This is a genomic window from Sodalis praecaptivus, assembly GCF_000517425.1.
Taxonomy (GTDB): domain Bacteria; phylum Pseudomonadota; class Gammaproteobacteria; order Enterobacterales; family Enterobacteriaceae; genus Sodalis_A; species Sodalis_A praecaptivus.
Genome location: NZ_CP006569.1, coordinates 1,625,973 through 1,650,359, shown reverse-complemented (window position 1 = coordinate 1,650,359; position 24,387 = coordinate 1,625,973). Strand labels below are relative to the sequence as shown.

Genomic DNA, 24,387 nt, shown 5'->3' with positions numbered 1-24,387 from the left:
TCACGGCCTCGCGCGCTCTTTTCTTTCACCGCTAATTGTAACGCGGCAACGAACGCTTGGCCGCACTGGGTAGCCATCGACGCCATCATCGTTAGGGCGTCTCACCTTTCTCTGGTTTGACGTTCCCATTCCTTAAGCCTTTTTTTCACTTCATCCTCCAGGCGCTTACGCAGGAGTTGATCCACATTGAGCTGATAATTCAGCCCCTCCCAAGGACCATACACCCGCAATGGAATCGCGGTGGAGGTAAGCATGCTCACCAGCTGCGGATCCCCTTTCCAGCCCTGCAATACCCGTATCTGTAGATTCACGTCGCATTGGCGCTCCGGTAGATTCAGGGTACCGTTGCCGGTAAGCGCCAGCAGTTCGGAATCTCCCGCCAAATCGTCAAGCCGCAGGTTGCCCTGATTAAGGGTGGCATTGGCGGTAAGCTGGCGCACTTGTGAATAACGCTCGTCGCGTTCCTCGGCCGCCACACTGCCGTTGGTGCGCGTTACCGCCCTTTGAATTAACTGCGAAATGTTCAGCCCTTCCAGTTTGGCGTTATCCAACGTCACGGCGGCCGAACCCTGCCAACCGCGGGCAAAATCCATCGCGGTGAAATTATGTCCCCACACCTCTCCTTGCAAAGAAAGTTGGCCGGTCAGCGTCTGGGGCAATGCAAACGCTTTCAGCAGCGGGCCGAGCGCGACGCGGGAAAATTGCGGATGCAAATGGAACAGGGGCTGTTTCCCGGTGGCATCCAGCGTGCCGGGTAAATTAAACTCCCCTTCGCCAAGTTTGCCGGTAAATGTGTTCAGGCTCAGCTGTCCACGGCGGTTGTCCGCCTGCACGTTGAAATCGGTCATTGTCAAACCGTGATAAATGACGTTTTGCGCGCGTAGACTAAGCTGACCGCTAAAATCATTAAGATTGGACAGCGCGTTATCCGTGAGGGCGCTGTTGGCTATCACCGGTCGCCCCGTGGTGGCGCTTTGATTCTGCGCCCGCGCGTCGTTGCCGTCGGCAGGCGGCTGCAGCCCCAGCAAAGTGTCCAGATTCAGGGTCTTCGCCGCCAAATCCAGTTGATATACCGGCGCATCCCCCAGCCGGGCGCTTATCTGCCCACTTAACTCACTGTCGTTGGCGCTGAAGGTCAATTCACCGAGCGTTAACGACTGATTGACGGCGGAATAATCGGCATTGAAGGCGCCTTCGCCTTCAATGCCCTGCTCCGGCAAACCATTGGCGCGTAGCCGATAGCTGAATTTATCCATATGGGCGCTAAGCTGGCGCGGGTATTGACTGAGATCCAGGCTACCGTTGAGGGAGACCGTCAGATCGCGTTGATCGCGATTGAGACGACCGGAAAATTCGATACTCGCTTTGCGTGCGTCGTCCTGCTTCATTTGCAAATTCAGATCGCGCAAATTGAGTTGTTCATTATCATCGCGCTGCCAGATAAGTAAGCTGTCAGCGACCTGCAGGCTGCCGATATTCCAGGACCAGCCGCTGCCCTCTTCCGGCTCCGGCGTACCCGCCGGCGCGATGGGGGCATTCTCGGGACGACGGGCCGCGCTGTCCGGGGTCAAGGTGATGACCGCCCCCTTCAACATCACCTGTTTTACCGACAATTGATGGGACAGCAGCGGCCACAGCGCCACGTCCAGGCGCATATTCTCCGCGCTGACCAGCGGAAGCTTCGCACCGGGGGCGGTGAGTTTCATACGTCCCGCGAGAATGCTCAATTGCGGCCAGGCATGCCAGCGCAAATCTCCCTCTAGCGCCAAATGATAGCCGCTGCGCTGTTCCACCTGGGTGATCATATAGCTGCGAAAATCGTTGGGATTGATTAGCGCCACCATGGCCGTCAGCCCGGCCACCACCACCACCAGCAAAATGAACAGCGTCGTCAGTAATCTTCTCATGCGGTCCTCTTTCGTTATTACCCGATGCCACAGGCCTCTGACGATTCAGTCCTTGTCGATCCGACTGGCCACGGCGCCCTGCTGATTGCGGTATTTGGCATCTTCACGCCTATTATAGGGGCGGGCCGCGGGACCGCTCAGGGGTTCAAAACTCAAGGCGCCTATCAGCATGCCGGGACGCAACGCCAGCGGCAACTTACCTGAATTATAGAACTCCAGCACAATTCTACCCTGCCAGCCGGGATCGATTCGGTGCGCGGTCACGTGAACCATCAGGCCCAGGCGCGCCAGCGAGGAGCGCCCGTCCAGCCAGCCAACCAGATCATCGGGCAATGTGACCGATTCCAGGGTCGCCGCCAGCGCCAGCTCGCCCGGATGCAGAAAAAAGGCTTCGCCTTCGGCCAGTTGAATTTCGTCGCTCATCACCCGATCCAGCGCCGCGGCTACTTCATCTTTGGGCCCGCTGAGATCGATATACGCCGCGGTATGGCCCCGAAAGACCCGGAACTGGTTACCCAGCCGGACATCCATCGTGGCCCCGTTAATCCTTTCTTGCGGCGGGCGCGGCGAGATGGCCAGTCGGCCTTCATCCAGCCAGATCTCTATATCACGGTCGCACAGTCTCATCGCTTGTCTCTCCATAAGGGCGTGAATGTGGGGTTGCCGCCACGGCGGCAGCCGGTCAGGTCTCAAATATTACACGGGAATTATTCGAAAAACTGACTGATCTTCGCTTTTAAAATATCGATGGCAATCCGGTTCTTACCGCCGCGCGGGACAATGATGTCAGCGTATTGCTTCGACGGTTCAATAAACTGCAAAAACATCGGACGGACGGTACGCTGATATTGCTCTATGACGGAGTCCATTGAACGTCCGCGTTCATTGACGTCGCGTTTCATACGGCGCATCAGACAAATATCCAGCGGCGTATCCACAAAAATAGAGAAATTCATCTCCTGGCGCAGGCGTAAATCGGTCAACAACAATATCCCTTCCAGGATAATGACTTTTTTGGGGCGCAGGTGAAGGGTTTCAGGACGGCGGGTATGTTCTACGTAACTGTAGACCGGCATCTCGATCGCCAAGCCCGCCTTCAGCATCTGGATATGTTGAAACAGCAGGCTATGATCCATAGCGCTCGGGTGGTCGTAATTGGTTTTGACCCGTTCCGGCATGGTCATGCCGCTTTGATCTTTATAATAGCTGTCTTCGGGAATGATGCCGATATGCTCATCGCCAACCTGGTCGCACAACTCCCGGTAAAGCGTGCTGGCGATAAGACTTTTTCCTGAGGCGGATGCGCCGGCAATGCCGATAATAACGCACTGGTGGGGCTTGTCAGTCATACAATCAAGGGCCTGATAATATAAGAATGCCTCGGCGGTGAGGCTGCAATTTACGCGGCAATTATAGGGTGCGGGGCAATCGCACGCCAGCATTACCGGGCCGCGAGACGCTCGGGCGGGGATTTTTTTACCGCCGGGGCGCGTATGCGCCGCCCAGTTTAAGACTATTCATACTGGAGCTGCTAAAGTCATACGGGTAAAGTTGCCCGTCGTGGCCACGGCCGTCGGCCGGCCGTATCTTATGAGGGATTCCATGAGTTGGCACTGGTTTACTTTTTTTGGCGACAGCATGCTGTTACTGCCTTGCGCGGGATTGATCGTCGTGGTTTTACTGCTGAAAGCGGATACCCGTCAGGCCTGCTGGCAATGGCTGCTGCTGTTCTGCCTCGCCGGCGGCGTCGTTTGCGCCTCGAAATTGGCTTTTATGGGCTGGGGTATCGGCAGCCGCGCTTATGATTTTACGGGATTTAGCGGTCATTCGGCGCTATCGGCCAGTATCTGGCCGGTCATGATTTGGATCCTGTTTAGCCGCGCGCGTCCGGCGCTGCGCGTTGCGGCAGTGGTGGGCGGCTATCTGCTGGCGCTGGCGATTGGCGTTTCACGGTTGGTAATTCAGGCGCATTCGCTGTCTGAAGTCGTGTCCGGACTGGCGTTGGGTTACTTGATAAGCAGTTCTTTCCTGCTGTTGCAGTATAGCCGGCATACGCATATCCGTTTTCTGAGCAACGGTCAGATCGTGGCGATGCTTATTTTACCGCTGTTGCTGGTGGCGCAGGGCAAAAAAGCGCCGACCCAGAATTTGCTGGAACAGATAGCCCTCAGCGTGGCGCCGGTTACCAAAGTCTATACCCGCGAGGATTTGCATCGCGCACGCCCGGCGTTAACGCCGGATCGCGCTTTGCGGCCGGCGCCGGCAAGCTAAACGCCCCTCAAGGCTTGCGCTCGCCAAAGCGGCAAGCTCAACGCTTCTAACGCTTACGCGGGCGTTGCCAGCAAAGCCGGCGCCAGCAGGCTCAATATCTCCCGAGGCTGGCGCTGGTCAAAGGGGCGATGCCGCCACCGGCAAGCTCAACGCTTGCCTCGGCGCTGAGAGGGGACAAGGCCGCGACAAAAAGCCCGCATGTTCCCCCGGCGGGAACGTTTTTAAACGGCTTTGATGGCAATCTCCGTCGGAATGACCTCTCCCTGCCAATAAAGTTGCGCCGCTACCTGCCCCGCCAGCTGGCGATAGATTTCGGTAAATTCGCTCTCGGGGCGGCTCACCACCGTCGGCTCGCCGCGATCCAGATCCTCGCGCAGGCTGATGTGCAACGGCAGTTGGCCAAGCAGCGCGCACTGGTACTGTTCCGCGAGCTTTTCCGCGCCGCCGGAGCCGAAAATGGCTTCCAGATGGCCGCAATGACTACAGATATGCATGCTCATGTTTTCCACGATACCCAGTACCGGCACGCCGACCTTGGCAAACATCACAATGCCCTTGCGCGCGTCGGCCAGCGCAATGTCTTGCGGCGTTGTCACCACCAGCGCGCCGGTCACCGGAATATTTTGCGCCAGCGTCAGTTGGATATCGCCGGTGCCTGGGGGCATATCCAGTATTAGATAATCCAGCTCCGGCCACAGCGTATCGGTGAGCAGCTGTAAAAGGGCTTTGCTGGCCATGGGGCCGCGCCAGACCATGGCGTTGTCCTCGGTGACCATATAGCCAATGGAGTTGGTGGCCAGACCGTGGGCCATAATCGGCGCCATATGCTGCCCATCCGGCGACGTCGGGCGCTCGTGGGTGGTGCCCAGCATGGTGGGAATCGAGGGGCCGTAAATATCGGCGTCCAGCAGTCCGACGCGTCCCCCTTCTGCCGCCAGCGCCAGCGCGAGATTGACGGCGGTGCTGGATTTGCCTACGCCGCCTTTGCCGGAGCTTACGGCAATTAAATTACGTACGCCATTAACGCCCGCCTGATCCTTGACCCGTTTCATCGTGGCGATATTATGTAACAACTTCCAGTCGATGGCGGTGGCGCCGGTCAGACGCAGCAGTTCGGCGCTGGCGCTTTCCTGCAGCTCCGCGAAACCGCTTTGCCAGGCAAACGGCATCACCAGCTCAATATGCAGCGTACCGTCGAGCAGCGCGCTATGATGCAATGCTTTCAACACGGTTAAATCGCGTTTCAGCGTCGGGTGTTTGAAGGCGCTCAGCACGCGGTTTATCTGCTCGCGCAGTGCCTCTGGGGTGGTTTGTTGCGCAAAAGGGTTCATCCCGGCTCCTTTGGGTTCTGTTTAGAGGATGAGTAACCATTAGCCTTAGCATAACAGGGCTCATCGGCCGCAGCGGAAAAAAGTTCGCCGGCGGCGGGCGCGCATGCCTCTTGTTTACGTGAGGTATCGCTATCGGTTACCATCGACTGCCCTTATGACACTTAACGAAAGCCAACTCCTACCATGACTCAAGTCGCGAAAAAAATATTGGTAACCTGTGCGTTACCGTACGCTAACGGTTCTATCCATCTCGGCCATATGCTTGAGCATATACAGGCGGATATCTGGGTCCGTTATCAGCGAATGCGCGGCCATCAGGTTTATTTTATCTGTGCCGATGACGCTCACGGCACGCCGATCATGCTTAAGGCGCAGCAATTGGGTATGGCGCCGGAAGAGATGATTAACGAAATGAATCTGGAGCATCAGACGGATTTTGCCGGCTTTGGCATCAGCTATGACAACTACCATTCGACCCATAGCGAGGAGAATCGCCAATTGTCGACGCTGATTTATCAGCGGCTGAAAGAAAACGGTTATATTAAGTCGCGGACCATTTCTCAGTTGTTCGATCCCGAAAAAGCCATGTTCCTGCCCGATCGTTTTGTGAAAGGCAGTTGTCCCAAATGCCATTCGCCCGATCAGTACGGCGACAATTGCGAGGTTTGCGGCGCCACCTACAACCCGACGGATCTCATCAATCCAAAATCGGCGGTGTCGGGCGCAACGCCGGTGATGCGGGAATCGGAACACTTTTTCTTCGATTTGCCCGCCTTTAGCGACATGCTGCGCGCCTGGACACGCTCCGGCGCGCTGCAAGAGCAGGTGGCCAATAAGATGCAGGAGTGGTTCGAGTCAGGATTGCAACAGTGGGACATTTCCCGCGACGCGCCCTATTTTGGCTTTGAAGTCCCGGACGCGCCCGGCAAATATTTTTATGTCTGGCTGGATGCGCCCATCGGCTATATGGGCGCATTCAAAAATCTTTGCCAAAAGCGTAGCGACCTTCGCTTTGACGAGTTCTGGGAGGTCAATTCCCAAACCGATCTTTACCATTTCATCGGCAAGGACATTGTCTATTTTCACAGCCTGTTCTGGCCGGCCATGCTGGAAGGCAGTCAGTTCCGCAAGCCGACCAATTTATTTGTCCACGGCTATGTCACCGTCAACGGCGCCAAGATGTCTAAATCCCGCGGCACGTTTATCAAGGCCAGCACCTATCTGGCGCACCTGGATGCGGACTGCCTGCGTTATTACTATGCCGCCAAATTGTCGTCGCGCATCGATGATATCGACCTGAATCTGGAAGACTTTATTCAGCGGGTCAACGCCGACATTGTGAATAAAGTGGTCAACCTGGCCTCACGTAACGCCGGCTTTATCAATAAACGTTTTGATGGTCAGTTGGCGGCCACGGTAGCCGATCCGGCGCTGTATGCCACCTTTGTCAATGCCGCGACGTCGATTGGCGAAGCATTCAACAGCCGTGAAACCAGCCGCGCCATTCGCGAAATCATGGCGCTGGCGGATCTGGCTAATCGCTATGTAGACGAACAAGCACCCTGGGTAGTGGCGAAACAGGAGGGCCGTGAGGCAGATCTGCAGGCTATCTGTTCGATGGGGATCCAACTGTTTCGAGTGCTGATGACTTATTTGAAACCGGTACTCCCCTCGCTGGCGGCGCGGGCGGAAGCGTTCCTCGCTTCACCGCTCAGCTGGGATGCGGTGCCCACACCGCTGGTGTCCCACCGCATCAGTCCGTTCAAGGCGCTGTTTAGCCGAATCGAACCGGCGCAAGTGGAGGCCGTTGTCGAGGCATCGCGCCAGGAAGCGGCGGCGGCCGGCGCGCCGGCGGCAGAGCCGAAAATCGCGCAAACCGAGCCCCCCATCGCCGCCACAATTGCGTTTGATGATTTCGCCAAAGTGGATATGCGCGTAGCGCTGATTAAGCGCGCCGAGCACGTGGAAGGTTCCGATAAGCTGCTGAAGCTCACGCTTGATCTCGGCGGTTCAAGCCGTCAGGTGTTCTCCGGTATCCGCGCCGCTTACCCCGATCCTCAAGCGCTGGAAGGGCGCCTGACGATAATGGTAGCCAATCTGGCGCCGCGTAAGATGCGCTTTGGCGTATCGGAAGGCATGGTGATGGCCGCCGGCCCCGGCGGCAAGGATATCTTCCTGCTCAGCCCGGATGCCGGGGCGCTGCCCGGCATGCCGGTAAAATAACGCGCGCCGCGCTAACTCGGGCGGCGGTGGTTTTCGCCGCCGCTCGGGCATTTTCGTTCAGTCAATCTCCCCTCGTTTCCACCGCCGTCCCGCGCGCGCTCATTTCCCAAATCTTATTCCTGCCCGCCGCTGTTCAGTTTACCGGAAAGTCGTTATTCTGAATGCCGATGCAAAATAATCATGGATGTGTGTTGTCATGAAGGGATCTCCGCCGCTTATCAAAGCGCTTCTGCTTACATCGCTAATATTAACCGTCGGACGCGGACTCACGCTGCCGTTTCTGGCCATTTTCCTCTCGCAGCAGCGCGGCATGACGCCCGGCCAGACGGGACTGGTGCTGGGGATGAGTCTTATGCTGGCCATAGTGTTAAGCCTTTATGGCGGCTATTGGGTGGATCGCTTCAATAAGCAGCGGCTGATTCTGTGCGCCATGACAAGCTTTGCGGTCAGCTTTTTCTTATTACCGTTTACCGCGTCAGTCATATTGCTTATCGTTTTAATGGGTATGATTAATTTTGCCTATTCGCTGTTCAGCCTGACCCTCAAGGCTACGCTGGCGGAGTGGCTGCCGGTGAGCGAGCGCATTAAGGCGTTCTCCGCTAACTATACGCTGGTCAATGTCGGTTGGGCTATCGGACCGCCGCTGAGTGTAGCCATGGCCAGCACGCATCCCTTATCCCCCTTTTTGTTGGCCGGCATATTGAGCCTGTTGGCCACATTGCTATTGGGAAAAGCGATGCCGGGCTTCGGGCCGCCGCCGGCGAATAGTGACGACCAGCGGCCCCCCACGGAGCGCCAGACGCCTAATTTCCGTCAAACTCTGACCATTTTACGCCAGGATCGGCGGCTCATCTGGTTTACCCTGGGCGGTACCTTGGGCAGCCTGGTGGGCAGTCAGTTCGCCAGCTGTATTTCCCAATATCTGATGGTGGCCTTCAATCCCGACTTTGCCTATAAAGTCGTGGGGATCATTTTGCCGGTCAACGCGACCATTGTCGTGACATTGCAATATCTGGTAAGCCGCCACATCACGCGCGGCGCGCTCATGAAATGGCTGACCGTCGGCAGTGTTTTTTTTCTGCTGGGCCTGGCGGGGATTATTTTCGCACAGCGCATGTTGCCGCTTTGGGTGCTGGCCGTTGCTCTATTTTCTTTGGGCGAAATTATTATTATTCCCGTAGAATACATGTTTGTCGATTTCATCGCCCCGCCGCACCTCAAAGGCAGTTATTATGGCATGCAAAACTTAAGTAGCCTGGGCGGCGCAGTCAACCCGTTATTGACCGGATTGTTATTAACCTATACGCCGCCGGTGACCATCTTCGGTGTAATGATGTTGGCGACACTGTTAAGCCTGGGGCTGTTTTACCGGGGGTATCGTCTGGCGCAGCGCAGCGCCGCCGGCTGAGGGCGCGACGGTGAGATTCTCTGCATCGCCGTTGAGATATCAAGTAGGTTTGGCGTCAGTGATACGACCGCTTTCCCGAGCGGCACTACCGGCGCCGGCGTCGGCGCCGCCCGCAGCGCTTCGGCCCCCCGCCGCGCGCTCGGCGCGGGTCATTACACTGCTCCCGCGTGGTCATTATCGCTATCCGGCCAGCCCGAACGGGAATTCGCCTAGAGCACGATGAAGCTGGGTCATCATAGGCTTAACAGCTTCCATAATTATTCCCACCCCACGCCCCTAATCCAGACGGCCTCTTTACAGTTTTGGCCGTCACGTTCATCATTTTGTTTGAGCCCGCACTGCAACGCAGATTAAATCCAAGACCTTATTTGGCATTCATTATCGCTCAAAAGCATGGCGAGAATTGAATTATCATTCTTTGCGCTTTTAACCCGGTTAATAAAGTAGTTAGGCTTTTAACGTACCAACAACGATTGTCGTTATTGTTATTCATTCAATCAAGGATGATATTATGATTACTCCTTATCGACCCGCGTGTTTGGTTTCGACTTTATTCCCCCGTCTTTTTTCCTCGTCCGCGCCGAGCGAGGTTCCCGCTTGCTGCGGCCATGGAGAGAGGTCCATCCCCGGCGCGTTACGCGTCGAACAACCCCGGCCCCCCCTTGCGGACGAGCGAGTATCGCTGACGGAAGACGGTCGTCGCTGTTTGCTTCATCTGTTTAAGCAATTTGCCGGATTACAGAAATCGTACTTACTGTTCCAGGCCTTGGCCAATACCCGCGTTATTTTACCGCTGCAGATTATTTCTTTGGCGCAGGCGATATATGTTTCCATCACCGAGCGTCGTGATATCGCTGTGGCGATAATGGAAGGGCTTGCGCTGACCTCTAATCACTGGTGTGCAACCAACAATCCGCTGGCGGTACTTGCCAGTTATCTCAAATACGTCGTGGCCGACGCCTTGGGGGATAATTTGTTAACTCGCTTATTCGATGAGGAACATCACGAGGAGAATCTGGATCCGACTTTTCTGGCACTTGCCTGTCTGGTCGTAGCGCTGGATTCGCACTTACCGTCCACGCCGTCTCTGCCCGAGCGTCCCTGGCTGCAATTACCGCTCGGCGTAAGTCAGCTTTTCGCCAAAGCACGGGTTTATTGGTCGTTGCTGGGCAATATCGCCCTGCCCGCAAAGGAAATCAATTGGCAAGCCGAACCCTATAGGGCGCAACTGACTCACGTTCCAAAGGGCAACGCCCGCGCTGCTTCTAGGCCAACGGCGGAAAACGCGCCGCCGGGAGGGTCGCGGCCGTGGCCGTCACCAAGGGAAAATTGCCCCATCTCGCCGCCGCACAAGCGGCAGGCGTGGGCGAAAAGGGACCTGCCGGCGGCCCGTTTCCCCAGCGACAGCAACCGCGATGATGTCGCGCTTACGCCAGGCTGCACAGCGCTTCTCACGCGCGCCCCCGACGCCGGAGAGCGCCTCCCGCACGGCGACGTGCACCCGTCGAGCGCCATAAATACGCTGCTAACGGCGGCCGTGGGTATGGTCATTCAACCCTGCGGCAGTTGGCCGCAAAAAATGCTGCTGCTGGCGGGTATGTCCTTATCCGCCGCGGGCGTTCGCGCCGAACGCGGCATTACCTCAAGCCATAGCGAGACCGACAACTCCCCGCCAGACGTTGACGACAGGAAGCTGGCGCCCCCCTCTCCCGCCGCGCTGCAATCATTTACCGCCGATGCCACTACCGCGCCAGCGCGTATTTGGACCCGTAAGCAATTGATTGACTACCCGCTGTACCGCGCACAACTCACCTATACCGGCATCGTTGAAGTGCACAAAGTTCCGTTATTGGCGGAATTCATTGGCGCTTACGTTTCCCGGGATTTTTTCAACCGCATTTTTCACCCCCTCATGATGGAAGCGCTGGCCAAAGATAAAGAAATGAAAGACGACCCATTGCTTTTGAGCCGTTTCTTGCAGAGCCTTTATCAGAAATTAATGATTGAAGTCAGGGAGATTCAGAGCGCTGACATCGCATCAACGTACGAGATAAGGCAGTATCTTCTTCAATTGCACAACCTCTCTCTCGCCATGCGCCGTGATTGGGGGGAGGTGATCGAAACCACGGCAGCAGATAACGACCCGCAGCACAGTATTTTGTGGGATTATTCGTTTGGTGCGATGAAACTATCTGACCTTCGGGATAATTATCAGGAAGAATTAGGGCGTATTATCCCGGAGACGTTGAAGTGCGAATTGGAGGTATACCTACAGAATACGGTCCAGGACAATGTTGAACGCTCCTCTATGCTTTCAACATTGTTTTTCTACCCGCTTTCATGGCTGTTGACTATAAAAAGCGCCCGACACCCCCGTAACGCTTTTATGGAACGAGCGCTGTTTCATTCCGCCGAAGGGCTCTATACCGCGTTAGAAGCACTACGGCCGGTTCTCAAAAAAAAACAACGTCATTTAAATGAGTACTACAACCTGAGCCAGTATGAAATATACCGCAAACTTATCGGCAATCCCCATGCTCTCGACTTCGATCTGCGCTTTGCCGCATTGTTGGTCTATCTCCAAGTGTTACCGACCTTGGTCTATGTCAAAAGCAATGGCACCAGCGGGAGCCCGGTCATTTCCCCCGACGCGTTGGAGGCTCTGCTGCGGGACTGGCGGTATCCGTTCAGCCTCAATGACGTTAGGGTATCCTTGGGCCATTGTGCTACCCCGGCCCCCCCCTCTTTAGGCTCGCCGCCCGCCGGCGCTAATACGACCTGCCTCCACAAGGTGCCGCTTGCCTGTAGGACGCCCGCCGATTGTCCCAGCCGGGCCATGATAGAGGAACTTTGCCCTGAGCAGGTGATACAGGGCGTTGTGCTGTTTCACCGCCTCGGCGACAAGGCGCGGGTTTATAACGCGTCATCCGGATTGCGCTCGGTATTGGCGGCACGCACAGCCGCGATAGTCGGGTTAACGCGCCGGGAAAGCGCATGGGTGATCGTTGATGCCGACGCCCGGTTGCCGCCGGTATTTTGGCTGGGCGTGACCCGCGGTTTGACGCTCGAGCAATTGCAGATGGCCTGCACCATCGCCAGTGACGCCACACCGGCCTGCACCGCGCGTACCTATTACGACGAGCTGGACAATAAAAGCGACAGCAAGCGGTTTTTCTATTGGGGCGATATGGCCAGCAATTTGGAAAAAATCGCGGGCATAGCGGGACGTACCCCCGCCCATCGCCAAGAGCAGCAGCAAGCCCAGCTCAATGCTCAAGCCATGGCATGGGAACCCCGTATTCAGAAAGCGAGGTTTTATGAACCCTTGCTGGGCGAGGAAAACGACAAACTGTTGATACGCCGCTTGTCGCCGCAGGACGTAACGGCCACACCGCATGAATTTAGCGAGGCGCGGAAGTATACCGGTTTGTATTTGGGGGGCATCAAAGTCCATTTACGCCAGTTACAACACCATATCGCGACGAACGAAACCGCCGTTGCGGCGTTTCTAAACCTGTTTCTCAAGCAGTCCGATGTTAGCGCGCTCGCCCATAATGTGGCGTCCTTCAATGCCGTGGTGCAGCGCGCCATCGACTTTCTTGAGATTATCAGTAAGTTAAATTATACCAATGTCGCCATGGTGGGTACGGGGGACGGTAAACGTAGGGCGAATATCACGCGGCTAACGCCGACCATGCTGAAAAAAACGCCGCCATTTTACGCGGCCCAGGATGCTTACGTTAAGGGCCTGGTGGTTATCACGGATTCCCTATTCCATCTTTTAAACTGCTCCGGCTGCCGCGATGCGAATAAACGGCAACTTCTGGTACATGATGAATTGCTCAAGCAAATTATCCTGCTTTCTTCACCGACTAACCGTTTTATCTCCATACGCCACGATATCGGATCCCCGGTGCCGAAGATCTGTTCCGCGGACCCGGGCGCGAACCTCGCCCCGCTTGCCATGCAATACCACGACGGCCTGTTAGGCAATTTGTCTCACTACGCCGAGAACATGCACTTAGCTCCGCCCCTAGAGCAGGAGGTCAATGCGTTTATCCAACGCCACGCCGAGGTGAAAGACGCGCTTTTGATGACGAGCGCGGACTGGTTAATGTTGATGATACGCGACTATAGCGAGGGTCAAGTCGTCGGTCGGGCTTGGTATGTTTTACCTCACCACTGCATCGACGATAACCGCTAAAGGCTCCGATGCTGACTCCCGACGGCAGAGATCAAGCGATAGCCCCCTGGCGTTCCCGTCTCAACCTGGGTACCTTTGTCGTCAGTACGGGGGTCACCCTGGCGTCGTGTCAGGGCCGAGCATCACCATAGCGGCGGCGTAAACCGCCGCTACGCTGGCCGCCTTAGCCGACCGTCCTTGAAGGCTGGCATAGGTTAAGGTTTAATTGTATGATAAATGCATCATCGTTAGGATGGCTACTATGCGCAAGATTTTGACTAACGCTTGGGCCTTTGTCCGGGCATTTATCCTTATTTATCTCTGTTTATACGCCGGTATCTTCTTATCCGCGCTGCTGCCGATCGCCATTCCCGGCAGCATTATCGGAATGTTGCTGCTTTTTCTGTTGCTCTCTTTTCAGCTGGTGCCGCCGCTGTGGCTGAAACCCGGCTGCTATGTATTAATCCGCTACATGGCGCTGTTATTTGTTCCTATCGGCGTCGGGGTGATGAATTATTATCAGCAGCTTGCCGCCCAGTTGGGGGCGATCGTCGTCTCCTGCGCCGTCAGTACCCTCATGGTGATGGTAGTGGTAGGGCTCAGCTCCCATTATGTGCATCGCGAGCGCCCCATCGCCGGCCAGCCGCAGGATGTTGGAGATCGTTAATGCTGCAAAATATGTGGTGGTCGCTGCCGTTAACGCTGGGAGTCTTTTTCGCTTCCCGCCGTCTTGCCGGTCGGGTGCGCATGCCGCTACTAAATCCGCTGCTGGTTTCCATGGTGGTGATTATTACGCTACTGCTGGCCACCGGCATCCCCTATAACCGTTATTTCGCCGGCAGCAAGGTGCTCAACGATCTTCTCCAGCCGGCGGTGGTCGCGCTGGCGTATCCGTTGTATGAGCAGTTGCACCAAATTCGCGCCCGCTGGAAATCCATTATCAGCATTTGCTTTGCAGGCAGCCTGACCGCCATGATAAGCGGCGCCGCCATTGCGCTGTGGATGGGGGTTTCGCCTGAAATGGCCGCATCGATATTGCCGAAATCGGTCACCACCCCCATCGCCATGGCGGTGTCTCAATCCATTGGTGGCATTCCCGCCGTGACGGCGGTGTGCGTCATTTTCGTCGGGATTCTTGGGGCGGTTTTCGGCCACAGCGTGTTCAAGCTGCTGCGGATCTCTACGCGGGCGTCGCGTGGGCTGGCAATGGGCACCGCGTCTCACGCTTTGGGCACCGCCCGCTGCGCCGAGCTGGATTTTCAAGAAGGGGCATTCAGTTCGCTGGCATTAGTTATCTGCGGCATTATTACGTCCCTTATCGCCCCCTTTGTGTTTCCATTATTACTTAAATTATTCGGTTAATTGTTAACGATAAGATATCGATCGTAGTTAATCGCGTTATCCCTGTTTACAATGATCGTCTGCTTAAAGAACAGGGACCCCCTATGATTGCTCGTTTTGCTCCGGCGCTGACCGCGATCGACCCACCTTTACGGGATGCGCTGGCGCCGTTGCTCGATCATAACGACTTCGCCGGCTGGCTGAGCGCCGGTCAGGTCAAGGATCTTCTACAGGTCTGCGACCTTGACGAAGACGCATTATGTTTCTCGCTGCTGCCGCTCGCTGCCGCCTGTGCCGTCACCCCGCTTTCCCATTTTAATGTGGGCGCTATCGCACGCGGCATCAGCGGCAATCTGTATTTCGGCGCCAATATGGAATTTCACGCCGCGCCGCTGCAGCAAACGGTGCATGCGGAACAAAGCGCCATCGCCCACGCCTGGCTGCGGGGTGAGAAACGTCTGCGGGCAGTGACGGTCAATTATACCCCCTGCGGCCATTGCCGGCAGTTCATGAATGAGTTGAACAGCGGCACCGATTTGATTCTTTGTCTGCCCGAGCGCCCCGCCGCAACGCTTGCGAGTTATCTTCCCGACGCGTTCGGTCCGCGTGATCTCGCCATTCAAAGCCTGCTACTCGATGAGATAGACCATCATTTCGCCGCCGTGACATGGTTAGACCATGGGCTGCAAGCGGCCTCACCCGCCGATAACGCGCCTTTGGTCAACGCGGCCCTAAGTGCGGCCAGCCAGAGCCATGCACCCTACAGCCAAAGCCATAGCGGTGTCGCGCTACAGACGCGGGATGGCCGCATCTATGCGGGACGTTATGCGGAAAACGCCGCCTTTAATCCTAGCCTGCCGCCGCTGCAAAGCGCTTTAATCTTAATGAACGCCAGCGGCGACGATAGCCGTCAGATAACGCGGGCGGTGTTGGCCGAGCGGCAAAATGCGCCGATAACCCAATGGCCGGCCACCGCCGCTACTCTTGCCGCGCTGGGCTGCCACGAGGTGCATCATTTAGCAATCTCTCTTTGATTCGAGGCGCGTCGTAAGTCCCTAACGGATGGGCTTGTCGGCGCGGGGTGAAAAATATATTACAACTCCGGCCGGACAATCACCGCCGTGATCTCTTATGCTGTTCCTACAGCCAACATTATCAGTAACGATGAGTGAAGAAAATGGAACTGGAATACGAAAGCAAACGTCCCCTGTATATCCCCCATGCCGGCCCCATTCTGTTGGAATTCCCGCTGCTGAATAAAGGCAGCGCCTTTTCCCTGGAAGAGCGTGACAATTTCAATTTGCAGGGTTTGCTGCCGGATACGGTGGAAACCATTGAGGAGCAGGCGGAACGCGCCTGGCGCCAATACCAGGATTTCCGCACCAATATCGATCGCCACATTTACCTGCGCAATATTCAAGATACCAATGAAACGCTTTTTTATCGGTTGCTTGCGGCCCACCTGGCCGAAATGCTGCCGATTATTTATACCCCGACCGTCGGCGATGCCTGCGAGCGGTTTTCCGATATTTATCGTCGCGCGCGTGGCGTGTTTATTTCCTATAATAACCGCGACAAAATTGAGGATATGCTGCAAAACGCTACCAAGCAAAATGTCAAAGTCATCGTTGTGACCGACGGTGAACGCATCTTAGGTCTGGGGGATCAGGGGATCGGCGGCATGGGCATTCCCATCGGGAAACTGTCGCTTTATACCGCCTGCGGCGGCATCAGCCCCGCCTATACCCTGCCGGTGGTGCTGGATGCCGGCACCAATAATCAGCAACTACTCAACGACCCGTTGTATATGGGCTGGCGCCATCCGCGCATTACCGGTGAACAATATGACGATTTCGTCGACGCCTTTATTCAGGCGGTGAAGCGCCGCTGGCCGAATGTGCTGCTGCAATTTGAAGATTTCGCCCAGAAAAACGCGACGCCGTTGCTAAACCGCTATCGCAGCGAATTGTGTTGCTTCAATGATGATATTCAGGGTACCGCCGCGGTAACGCTGGGCTGTCTACTGGCGGCCAGCCGCGCCGCGGGTAAACGCTTGCGCGATCAAAAGGTGGTGTTTCTCGGCGCAGGCTCCGCCGGTTGCGGTATCGCCGAACAGATTATCGCGGAAATGCGCACCGAAGGTCTCAGTGAAGACGAGGCCCGCGGCCGCGTCCTGATGGTCGATCGCTTTGGCCTGCTGACCGACAAACTGGCGAATCTGTTGGATTTTCAGAGTCGCCTAGTCCAATCCAGTGAGAGTATTAGCGATTGGCAGCTGGAGAGCGACACCATTTCGCTGCAAGATGTGGTACGCAACGCCAGACCCACGGTATTGATCGGCGTCTCCGGCCAGCCGGGGCTGTTTACCGAAGAGATTATCCGGGAGATGCACCAACACTGCGAGCGTCCCATTGTGATGCCGCTATCTAATCCCACATCGCGCGTGGAAGCAACGCCGGAAGACATTTTACGCTGGACCGACGGCGCGGCGCTGGTCGCGACCGGCAGCCCCTTTACGCCGGTGAAGCTTGAGAGTAAAACCTACCCGATTGCCCAGTGCAATAACGCCTATATCTTCCCGGGTATCGGGTTGGGCGTATTGGCCTCGGGCGCAAGCCAGATTACGGACACCATGCTAATTGCGGCCAGTCGTGCGCTGGCGGATTGCTCGCCGCTGGCCAACGGTGACGGCGGCGCGCTGTTGCCGGATATCAACGACATCCAGGCGGTCTCACGGGTCATTGCCATGGCGGTCGCCAAGGCGGCGCAGGTGCACGGGGTGGCGCTGGTGACCTCCGAGGAGACGCTTTCTCTTGCCATCGAGCATAACTTCTGGCAGCCGCAGTATCGCGATTATCGCCGCACCTCATTTTAAACCCGCCATCAACCGGTCGGGGAAACCCGGCCGGTAAACGGGCAATTTTGCGGCATTGGCCTGACTTGCCCCTTGCACACCTTGCTTCAGCTTGGCAGGTAAAGTAGCCTTGGAGCCATGACACTTTCGCGGGAACCGGCAAAGGCTATAGCATGTTGAAACGCCTGATTTTAACCCTGTTAATTATCGCAGGCGTTCTGGTACTGGCGGCGGTGGGCCTTGACCGCTGGATCAGTTGGAAAACCGCGCCCTTTATTTATGACGATCTGACCGCCCTGCCGCACCGTCAGGTAGGGGTGGTGCTGGGCACCGCCAAGTATTACCGCACCGGGGTTATCAATCAGTATTATCTCTATCGCATTCAGGGCGCGCTCAACGCCTACAACAGCGGCAAAGTAAGTTACCTGCTGCTAAGCGGCGATAACGCACTGCAAAGCTACAATGAACCGGTTACCATGCGCCGCGATCTGATAGCCCAGGGCATGCCCGCCGCCGATATCGTGCTGGATTTTGCCGGTTTTCGCACGCTCGATTCGATTATCCGCACACGGAAAGTTTTTGATACCAACGATTTCACGATCATCACCCAGCGCTTTCACTGTGAACGGGCGCTGTTTATCGCGCTGAACATGGGCATACAGGCGCAATGTTATGCGGTGCCTTCGCCGAAAAACATGCTGTCGGTCCGGGTCCGGGAAATTGGCGCTCGGCTCGGCGCGCTGTCCGATCTGTATCTCATGAAGCGGGAACCGCGTTTTCTTGGCCCCTTGATTCCCATTCCCGCCCGTCACGACATTCCGCAGGGAGCACAGGGTTATCCGGCGGTGTCACCGGAACAACTGTTGGAAATGCAACAAAAGCAGCCCCATGACGATAAACCGGCCCCCCCCGGTACGGCCAAACGACAGGTTATTGACGCGACGGGAGAGGCGGGCGAAAGCGGCCCGCGGTAGCAGCGGTCACGCCGGTGAAAGCGGTATAAGGGGGCGAGCCGTGAGCGTTGCCCCGGCGTTTTCCGCCAATGTCGCAAAGCTTGCACTGGATCTAGGTGGAACGCGGCGCGGGAGGCGGATCATGGCGCAAAACGCGGGCCCCGGCGCAGGCGCACATTACCGCGCACCGGGACTCGCCCTCGCCTGGCCCACACGATTGCGCGGGCCAGGCGTAGGGCAGAGGCTACTTTTTCTTCGCGTATTTCAATGAATCGAGCGCAACGGCGAAAATAATGATTGCGCCTTTGATAATATATTGCCAGTAGGGATTCACGCCGATATAGGTCAGGCCATAGTTGATGACCGTAAAGATAATAACCCCGGTGACAACCCCCAATACCGTACCGACCCCGCCGGCAAAGGACACGCCACCGACAACGCAGGCCGCAATGGCATCCAGTTCATACATAAAACCGAGGTTATTGGTGGCGCTGCCGATACGCCCCGCCTCGAGCATACCGCCGAAGGCGTAGAAGACCCCGGACAGGGCATAAATCATAATCAGGTTTAGCGGCACATTGACGCCGGAGACCTTGGCCGCTTCCGGGTTGCCGCCGATGGCGAAGATATTTTTACCAAAACGGGTTTTGGTCCAAAGTATCCAAACAAAGATAATGGCGATCAGCGCGTAGAAGGTGATATACGACAGTTTAAAATCGCCGAAACGAATAAACCCTTGTGCAAAACTCGAGAAGTTTGATTCAAAACCGGCTATCGGCGAGGCGCCCACCACATCGTAATAAAGCGAGTTGATGCCATAAACGATAATCATGGTGCCTAAAGTGGTAATAAACGGCGTCACGTTCAAATAAGCGATAACCAAACCGTTAACCAAACCGATAACGGCGCCGATGGCGCAAACAATCAAGATAACCACCGGAATGGGCAGGCTGTGCATATCAGGGAAAACTTTATTAACATTATCCATGGATTGCAGTAAGGTCGCCGCCACCACCGCCGCCAAACCGACCTGACGCCCCGCCGACAGGTCGGTTCCCTGAGTGACAATCAATCCCGCCACCCCGAGGGCAATGATAATCCGCACCGAGGATTGGGTCAGGATGTTACTTAGGTTCATTAGGCTTAAAAAAGTCGGATCCTGGAAAATAATAATGGCCAATAGCACCAACAAAACCACATAGATGCCGCCCTCTTTCAAATAGGTGAGCATGCTTTTCTTTTTCAGCGCATTCATCGTTAAACCCTTACAAATTAGAGATACAGGGAAGCAAGACGCAAAATTTCATTCTGCGAGGTTTCTTTGGTGTTGACGATCCCCGCCATTTGACCGTTGCTCATAACCAGAATGCGATCGGTAATGCCGAGAAGTTCCGGCATCTCGGAAGAGATGATGATAATACCTTTACCCCGCTTCGCCAGTTCGGTCATCAGCTGATATATCTCGAATTTGGCCCCGACATCGATGCCGCGGGTAGGCTCGTCCAGCATCAAAATTTCCGGCTGTGTGAGCAGCCAGCGGCCGATGATAACTTTTTGCTGATTACCGCCCGAAAGCGACCCTATATGGGTGCCGTGCCCCGGCGTTTTCACCCGCATAGCATCGATGACCCACTGAATATCGCTCTTCATGCGGGTATTATTCAGCAGGCCCATCTTGTTCTTATAGCTGCGAATATTGGAAATGAGCGAATTGAAGCCGACATCGAGGAAAGCATAAATGCCGGTGGCGCGCCGCTCTTCGGTCACTAGCGCGAAACCGTGGCTGATAGCTTCGTTGGCGCAGTTATTTTTGATAGTTTTGCCGTGCAGACGGATAGTACCGGCGGACTTTTCACGAATACCGAATAACGTTTCGACAATATCCGTGCGCCGCGCGCCCACCAGGCCGGCGATACCGAGAATTTCGCCCTGGTGCAGATCAAACGAAATATCGCGGATCGAAGGCTGGCGCAACGATGTGAGGTTGCGCACTTCGAGCATCACCTCTCCCGGCGCACTAATACGATCGGGGAAACGTTGGCTCAGTGAACGGCCTACCATCATGGCAATAATTTGGTCCATGCTCAGCCCTTCCACCGGCTGAGTAGCAATCCATTGTCCATCGCGCAAAATGGTGATTTCGTCGCACAGCTGAAAAATCTCTTCCATTTTATGAGAGATATAAACAATCCCGCAGCCGCGCGCTTTCAATTTGCGAATGATACTGAAGAGATGATTGACTTCTTTTTCGGTCAGCGACGAGGTGGGCTCGTCCATAATGACGATTTTAGCGTCGTAGGAAAACGCCTTGGCTATCTCGATCATCTGCATCTGGGACACGGACAGGGTGGCGACTTTATCACGTGGATCGATATCGATGTCCAACTCTTCAAAAATAGTCTTGGTGTCCTGATACATTTTCTTATGGTCGACGAATAGCCCTTTGCGGGGGTAGCGACCAAGCCACATATTGTCCATCACGGTACGCTGCAGCACCAGGTTCAGCTCCTGATGCACCATGGAAACCCCTTGCTCCAGCGCTTCTTTCGAGTTTTTGAAATTAACTTCCTGTCCCTGAAAAATGATGCTTCCCGCATCTTTGCTGTAAATACCGAAGAGGCATTTTAATAACGTCGATTTGCCCGCACCATTTTCCCCCATCAGGGCATGAATAGAATGGGGACGGACATTGAGATTAACGTTATCCAACGCCTTCACGCCAGGAAATGATTTGCTGATATTTTTCATTTCCAGCAACCATTCGCGATGCTGTTCGGTCGTAATGTCGGCCATAGTTACACCAGCTCAAAATAGACAATTTTCATTCCCCCGCCGGGGTCGGCGGGGGTATCAGGTTTTATTTTTTAAATTGCGCCAAGTTGTCTTTATCGATGCCAACATAAGGGATACGGACAACTTTATTGTCCAGCTTCCATTGAGTGCCGTCGGCGGCGCCTTTGCCTTCCGCCAAGTTTTTCGCCAGATCGAACGTCGCTTTCGCCTGGTTGTCGGCGTCGTTAAGCACGGTACCGGCCATCGCGCCCGATTTAACCAGCGCCAGGGCTTCCGGCAGCCCGTCTACGCCAAATACCGGGATACTGCTCTTATTATGGGCTTTGAGGGCTTCTACGGCGCCCATGGCCATGGCGTCGTTATTGGCAATCACCACTTCAATCTTGTTGGCGTTAGGCCCGGAGAGCCAAGCGTCAACTTTGTCCTTCGCCTGGGCGGTGTCCCACATGGCGGTATCCAGCTGCAACTGCTGAGTCTTTAATTTTTCCTGATCGTTCAGGGTTTTGATGACGTAGCTTGTGCGCGCCTCCGCATCCGGATGACCCGGTTCGCCTTTCAGCATGACATACTGGATGACGCCGTCTTTGTTCAGATCCCAATCGGGGTGGGCTTTCCAATGTTTGGCGATCAGCTCACCTTGAATAATGCCGGATTCTTTAGAATCGGTGCCGACATAGTAGGCCTTGTCGTAGCTGTCCAAATCTTTGCGGCTCGGCTCTTTGTTGTAGAACACCACGGGAATGTCATTGCCGCGCGCCTTCTGAATCACGACAGGCGCGGCCGCGGGATCCACCAGGTTGACAGCCAACGCTTTGACCCCTTTGGCAATCAGCACATCAATTTGGTCGTTCTGTTTGGACTGATCGTTCTGGGAGTCATTCATCAAGAGCGTCACGCCTGAACTGTCTTTGGCGTCTTTTTCAAGCGCTTTGCGTACCACCGACATAAAGTTATCGTCATACTTATAGATAGTCACGCCAATACGGACGTTGGCGGCCTGCGCGGCCATGGAAAACATCAGGCCGGCTGCCAGAGCGGTAAGGGAAAATGCCTTCTTATTCATTGGTCTCTCCGGATATCAGTAGGGTAGCACTCAGTGAGTCTCTCACAATGCTTTCAGGTCATGGCAAATAAAGGGGCCAGGCCGGATAGCCCCGCCAGACGGCATCACGGACCGTTGCAGTCGCGCCACCCGGAGTCATTCCGAACGACGCGTTTATCCATGTCTGACGGGAGAACGGCTACAGCATATCGGGAGGGATGTTAATATAATGTGAATGTTCTCACACTTTGAAACCGGTTACATTTCATCTTGTGACGAAGCAGCGATCGCCGTCACAGTTTGACGCGGCGCCACCGAATGGCGACGTACCAGCGTCGGCATATAGAGATGGGTTTGGCTCTGATCAAGTTGCCCGGCGGTCCCTTTCAACGCCAGTTCTGTCGCCGCTACCGCCATCATGCACACGGGATAACGCACCGTAGTCAAATGCGGACTGGTGTAGCGGGACATGGGAAGGTCGTCAAAACCGATGACGGAAAAGTGCGCCGGTACGGTGATACCGTTTTCTTTCAGAGTCGCCAGCGCCCCTACCGCCATACTGTCGTTATAGACAAATACCGCGCTTAGCTGCTGGTTCCGACCCAAGAGCTCCACCATCGCCTGTTCGCCGCCGTGGAGATAAGGATCCACCCTGACCTGCCAGCTTTGCTGCGGCTTAATGCCCGCCTCATTCATCGCCAGCAGATAACCCTGGCGCCGCTGGTGCTGGTCTTCGATATCATGATTAGAGCCGATATAGCCAATATTGCGGTGCCCTTGCTTAAGCAGCATCCGCGTCGCCATCAATGCGCCGGCCACATTGTCCAGACCGACGCAGCGGTGCTCATAACCGGGCACGATACGATTGACCAATACCATCCCCGGCTCGCTTTGCATAAAAGCGATAAGTTCCTCGTCGCTGAGCATTTTGGCATGCACCACCAGGGCGCTGCAGCGCTGGCGAATCAAAACCTCAATGGCGTGGCGCTCTTTATCCGCCTGATGATAGCTGTTGCTGATCAGGACGTTTTTGCGGTGCCGCTGCGCCACATCATCCACCGCTTTGACCAACGCGCCAAAGAAGGGGTCGGAGACGTCCATGACCACCACCCCGATGGTATCGCTGCTCTGATTAGCCAGCGCCTGCGCATTGGCGTTAGGTCGGTAGCCCAATTGGGATACCGCTGAGAGAACGCGCTCCCTCGCCTGCTTACTGGCAGACGCGCTGTCATTTAACACCCGAGAAACGGTTGCCACTGACACACCCGCCAGGCGGGCCACATCACGAATAGTTGTCATACAATCAGCTCTTCCCTCATGTTTCTCACTCCTTGTGATAACAATTACGAAACATCTACACCTATCCTAACGGGTTTAAATTAAACGCAGCGTGAATCAGCTCACAGGACCGAAAACGCTTACATCACTAAAGCCAGCTATCTGACCGCTTCAAGCAGGAGAAAGAAGATAAAAATGAAACGTTACAGTATGTTGTAACTATTTCCCTTTGATTACCCTATCCCTTGATTGCTAAAGTGGAGCGCTGGGAGGGGATAGCGCAGGGCATTGCCGATGACGCCCGGCCGATAGAGGCAGTACCTAGGCGGGTATATCGCGCGACAACAAGAAAAGCCCTTTTGCGGATATAGCGCGTTGGCTTGCGATTGTCCGCGCGCAGGGTTGTATTCCGCGCCAAATGCGGAAAGCGTGTACCGACGGCTCTATTGCGCAACGGATGCGGAAAGGCCGCCGCCACGGGGATATATCGCGCCTCATCTCAAGCGGGTCAGCATGACCGAGCGTCATGTAGGACACACGCCATCATGCGTGGCCAGTTTCGCCGTGCAGCGGGAAATCCAAAATATCACGCCACCGCTATCGATGCCCCCATGCTCTGCTTGACACCTAAGCCAAAGAAAAATCTGATTTTGCCGGTCGCGTCTGTTGTGCCTGAAGACAAAAAGTTATACTCAAAAAGTGATAATTTTCAATGAACGACATGCGTATTGCGTCGTAACAAAGTCTGTAGCGTGATGCGCAATACCAAACTTGGTCCAGCAATAACGAAACGTAATGGATAC

At 55.5% G+C, this 24,387-nt stretch carries 18 protein-coding genes; 10 read left to right on the top strand and 8 right to left on the bottom strand.

The genetic code is table 11. The features are described 5' to 3' along the window. Positions 1-101 precede the first annotated feature (101 nt). From asmA to udk, 3 genes are all read right to left on the bottom strand, one after another. Positions 102-1,907: an outer membrane assembly protein AsmA gene (gene asmA / locus SANT_RS07305; RefSeq protein ID WP_025421638.1), complete on the bottom strand. Its 1,806-nt coding sequence runs from the start codon at positions 1,905-1,907 to the stop codon at positions 102-104. Between the two features lie 45 nt (positions 1,908-1,952). Continuing rightward, positions 1,953-2,534, bottom strand: a complete 582-nt coding sequence (gene dcd / locus SANT_RS07300; protein WP_025421637.1) for a dCTP deaminase — start codon at positions 2,532-2,534, stop codon at positions 1,953-1,955. Positions 2,535-2,614: 80 nt separating this feature from the next. Beyond that, entirely contained in the window at positions 2,615-3,256 is a 642-nt protein-coding gene (gene udk / locus SANT_RS07295) for a uridine kinase (RefSeq protein ID WP_025421636.1), read from the bottom strand. 253 nt (positions 3,257-3,509) lie between these two features. Here udk and SANT_RS07290 point away from each other — a divergent pair, with 253 nt between their 5' ends. Then, entirely contained in the window at positions 3,510-4,178 is a 669-nt protein-coding gene (locus SANT_RS07290) for a phosphatase PAP2 family protein (protein WP_025421635.1), read from the top strand. 221 nt (positions 4,179-4,399) lie between these two features. Here SANT_RS07290 and apbC read toward each other — a convergent pair whose 3' ends face one another. Beyond that, positions 4,400-5,509, bottom strand: a complete 1,110-nt coding sequence (gene apbC / locus SANT_RS07285; protein ID WP_025421634.1) for an iron-sulfur cluster carrier protein ApbC — start codon at positions 5,507-5,509, stop codon at positions 4,400-4,402. Between the two features lie 183 nt (positions 5,510-5,692). Here apbC and metG point away from each other — a divergent pair, with 183 nt between their 5' ends. The 8 genes from metG (at position 5,693) to sanA (ending at position 18,492) form a co-directional block, all read left to right on the top strand. Further along, positions 5,693-7,732: a methionine--tRNA ligase gene (gene metG, locus SANT_RS07280; protein WP_025421633.1), complete on the top strand. Its 2,040-nt coding sequence runs from the start codon at positions 5,693-5,695 to the stop codon at positions 7,730-7,732. A gap of 196 nt (positions 7,733-7,928) precedes the next feature. Further along, the gene (locus tag SANT_RS07275; RefSeq protein WP_025421632.1) at positions 7,929-9,140 is read left to right on the top strand and encodes an MFS transporter; all 1,212 of its coding nucleotides are present in this window, start codon (positions 7,929-7,931) and stop codon (positions 9,138-9,140) included. 706 nt (positions 9,141-9,846) lie between these two features. Continuing rightward, positions 9,847-13,344: a hypothetical protein gene (locus SANT_RS07270; RefSeq protein ID WP_025421631.1), complete on the top strand. Its 3,498-nt coding sequence runs from the start codon at positions 9,847-9,849 to the stop codon at positions 13,342-13,344. Positions 13,345-13,585: 241 nt separating this feature from the next. Beyond that, the gene (locus tag SANT_RS07265) at positions 13,586-13,990 is read left to right on the top strand and encodes a CidA/LrgA family protein (protein ID WP_025421630.1); all 405 of its coding nucleotides are present in this window, start codon (positions 13,586-13,588) and stop codon (positions 13,988-13,990) included. Beyond that, on the top strand, positions 13,990-14,685 hold the full coding sequence (locus tag SANT_RS07260; protein ID WP_025421629.1) for a CidB/LrgB family autolysis modulator: 696 nt from the start codon (positions 13,990-13,992) through the stop codon (positions 14,683-14,685). The genes SANT_RS07265 and SANT_RS07260 overlap by 1 nt, the downstream gene beginning before the upstream one ends. 83 nt (positions 14,686-14,768) lie before the next feature. Then, complete coding sequence (cdd, locus tag SANT_RS07255; protein ID WP_025421628.1) at positions 14,769-15,698, top strand: cytidine deaminase; 930 nt, start codon at positions 14,769-14,771, stop codon at positions 15,696-15,698. A gap of 143 nt (positions 15,699-15,841) precedes the next feature. Continuing rightward, positions 15,842-17,539 (top strand): NAD-dependent malic enzyme, encoded by a 1,698-nt coding sequence (locus tag SANT_RS07250; RefSeq protein WP_025421627.1) that lies wholly within the window; start codon positions 15,842-15,844, stop codon positions 17,537-17,539. Between the two features lie 152 nt (positions 17,540-17,691). Continuing rightward, positions 17,692-18,492 carry an outer membrane permeability protein SanA gene (gene sanA / locus SANT_RS07245; RefSeq protein ID WP_025421626.1) on the top strand — a complete coding sequence of 267 codons (801 nt, stop codon included), beginning with the start codon at positions 17,692-17,694 and terminating at the stop codon, positions 18,490-18,492. A gap of 223 nt (positions 18,493-18,715) precedes the next feature. On the opposite strand, the gene mglC is transcribed toward sanA, so the two are convergent. From mglC to galS, 4 genes are all read right to left on the bottom strand, one after another. After that, positions 18,716-19,726, bottom strand: coding sequence for a galactose/methyl galactoside ABC transporter permease MglC (gene mglC / locus SANT_RS07240; RefSeq protein WP_025421625.1), 1,011 nt, complete (start codon positions 19,724-19,726; stop codon positions 18,716-18,718). Positions 19,727-19,743: 17 nt separating this feature from the next. Next, positions 19,744-21,264, bottom strand: a complete 1,521-nt coding sequence (mglA, locus tag SANT_RS07235) for a galactose/methyl galactoside ABC transporter ATP-binding protein MglA (RefSeq protein WP_025421624.1) — start codon at positions 21,262-21,264, stop codon at positions 19,744-19,746. A gap of 64 nt (positions 21,265-21,328) precedes the next feature. Further along, a complete protein-coding gene (gene mglB / locus SANT_RS07230; protein ID WP_025421623.1) occupies positions 21,329-22,327 on the bottom strand; it encodes a galactose/glucose ABC transporter substrate-binding protein MglB in 999 nt (332 codons plus the stop codon). Positions 22,328-22,564: 237 nt separating this feature from the next. Next, a complete protein-coding gene (gene galS, locus SANT_RS07225) occupies positions 22,565-23,605 on the bottom strand; it encodes an HTH-type transcriptional regulator GalS (protein ID WP_025421622.1) in 1,041 nt (346 codons plus the stop codon). Positions 23,606-24,129: 524 nt separating this feature from the next. On the opposite strand from galS, the gene SANT_RS24470 reads away from it, so the two are divergent. Continuing rightward, entirely contained in the window at positions 24,130-24,300 is a 171-nt protein-coding gene (locus SANT_RS24470) for a hypothetical protein (protein WP_158500151.1), read from the top strand. The last annotated feature ends 87 nt before the right edge of the window (positions 24,301-24,387 follow it).

What these genes read in the sequence shown, in the direction of transcription:
- asmA (WP_025421638.1), bottom strand. Translation starts at nt 1,907, where the DNA reads ATGAGAAGATTACTGACGACGCTGTTCATTTTGCTGGTGGTGGTGGTG.
- dcd (WP_025421637.1), bottom strand. Translation starts at nt 2,534, where the DNA reads ATGAGACTGTGCGACCGTGATATAGAGATCTGGCTGGATGAAGGCCGA.
- udk (WP_025421636.1), bottom strand. Translation starts at nt 3,256, where the DNA reads ATGACTGACAAGCCCCACCAGTGCGTTATTATCGGCATTGCCGGCGCA.
- SANT_RS07290 (WP_025421635.1), top strand. Translation starts at nt 3,510, where the DNA reads ATGAGTTGGCACTGGTTTACTTTTTTTGGCGACAGCATGCTGTTACTG.
- apbC (WP_025421634.1), bottom strand. Translation starts at nt 5,509, where the DNA reads ATGAACCCTTTTGCGCAACAAACCACCCCAGAGGCACTGCGCGAGCAG.
- metG (WP_025421633.1), top strand. Translation starts at nt 5,693, where the DNA reads ATGACTCAAGTCGCGAAAAAAATATTGGTAACCTGTGCGTTACCGTAC.
- SANT_RS07275 (WP_025421632.1), top strand. Translation starts at nt 7,929, where the DNA reads ATGAAGGGATCTCCGCCGCTTATCAAAGCGCTTCTGCTTACATCGCTA.
- SANT_RS07265 (WP_025421630.1), top strand. Translation starts at nt 13,586, where the DNA reads ATGCGCAAGATTTTGACTAACGCTTGGGCCTTTGTCCGGGCATTTATC.
- SANT_RS07260 (WP_025421629.1), top strand. Translation starts at nt 13,990, where the DNA reads ATGCTGCAAAATATGTGGTGGTCGCTGCCGTTAACGCTGGGAGTCTTT.
- cdd (WP_025421628.1), top strand. Translation starts at nt 14,769, where the DNA reads ATGATTGCTCGTTTTGCTCCGGCGCTGACCGCGATCGACCCACCTTTA.
- SANT_RS07250 (WP_025421627.1), top strand. Translation starts at nt 15,842, where the DNA reads ATGGAACTGGAATACGAAAGCAAACGTCCCCTGTATATCCCCCATGCC.
- sanA (WP_025421626.1), top strand. Translation starts at nt 17,692, where the DNA reads ATGTTGAAACGCCTGATTTTAACCCTGTTAATTATCGCAGGCGTTCTG.
- mglC (WP_025421625.1), bottom strand. Translation starts at nt 19,726, where the DNA reads ATGAATGCGCTGAAAAAGAAAAGCATGCTCACCTATTTGAAAGAGGGC.
- mglA (WP_025421624.1), bottom strand. Translation starts at nt 21,264, where the DNA reads ATGGCCGACATTACGACCGAACAGCATCGCGAATGGTTGCTGGAAATG.
- mglB (WP_025421623.1), bottom strand. Translation starts at nt 22,327, where the DNA reads ATGAATAAGAAGGCATTTTCCCTTACCGCTCTGGCAGCCGGCCTGATG.
- galS (WP_025421622.1), bottom strand. Translation starts at nt 23,605, where the DNA reads ATGACAACTATTCGTGATGTGGCCCGCCTGGCGGGTGTGTCAGTGGCA.
- SANT_RS24470 (WP_158500151.1), top strand. Translation starts at nt 24,130, where the DNA reads ATGCGTGGCCAGTTTCGCCGTGCAGCGGGAAATCCAAAATATCACGCC.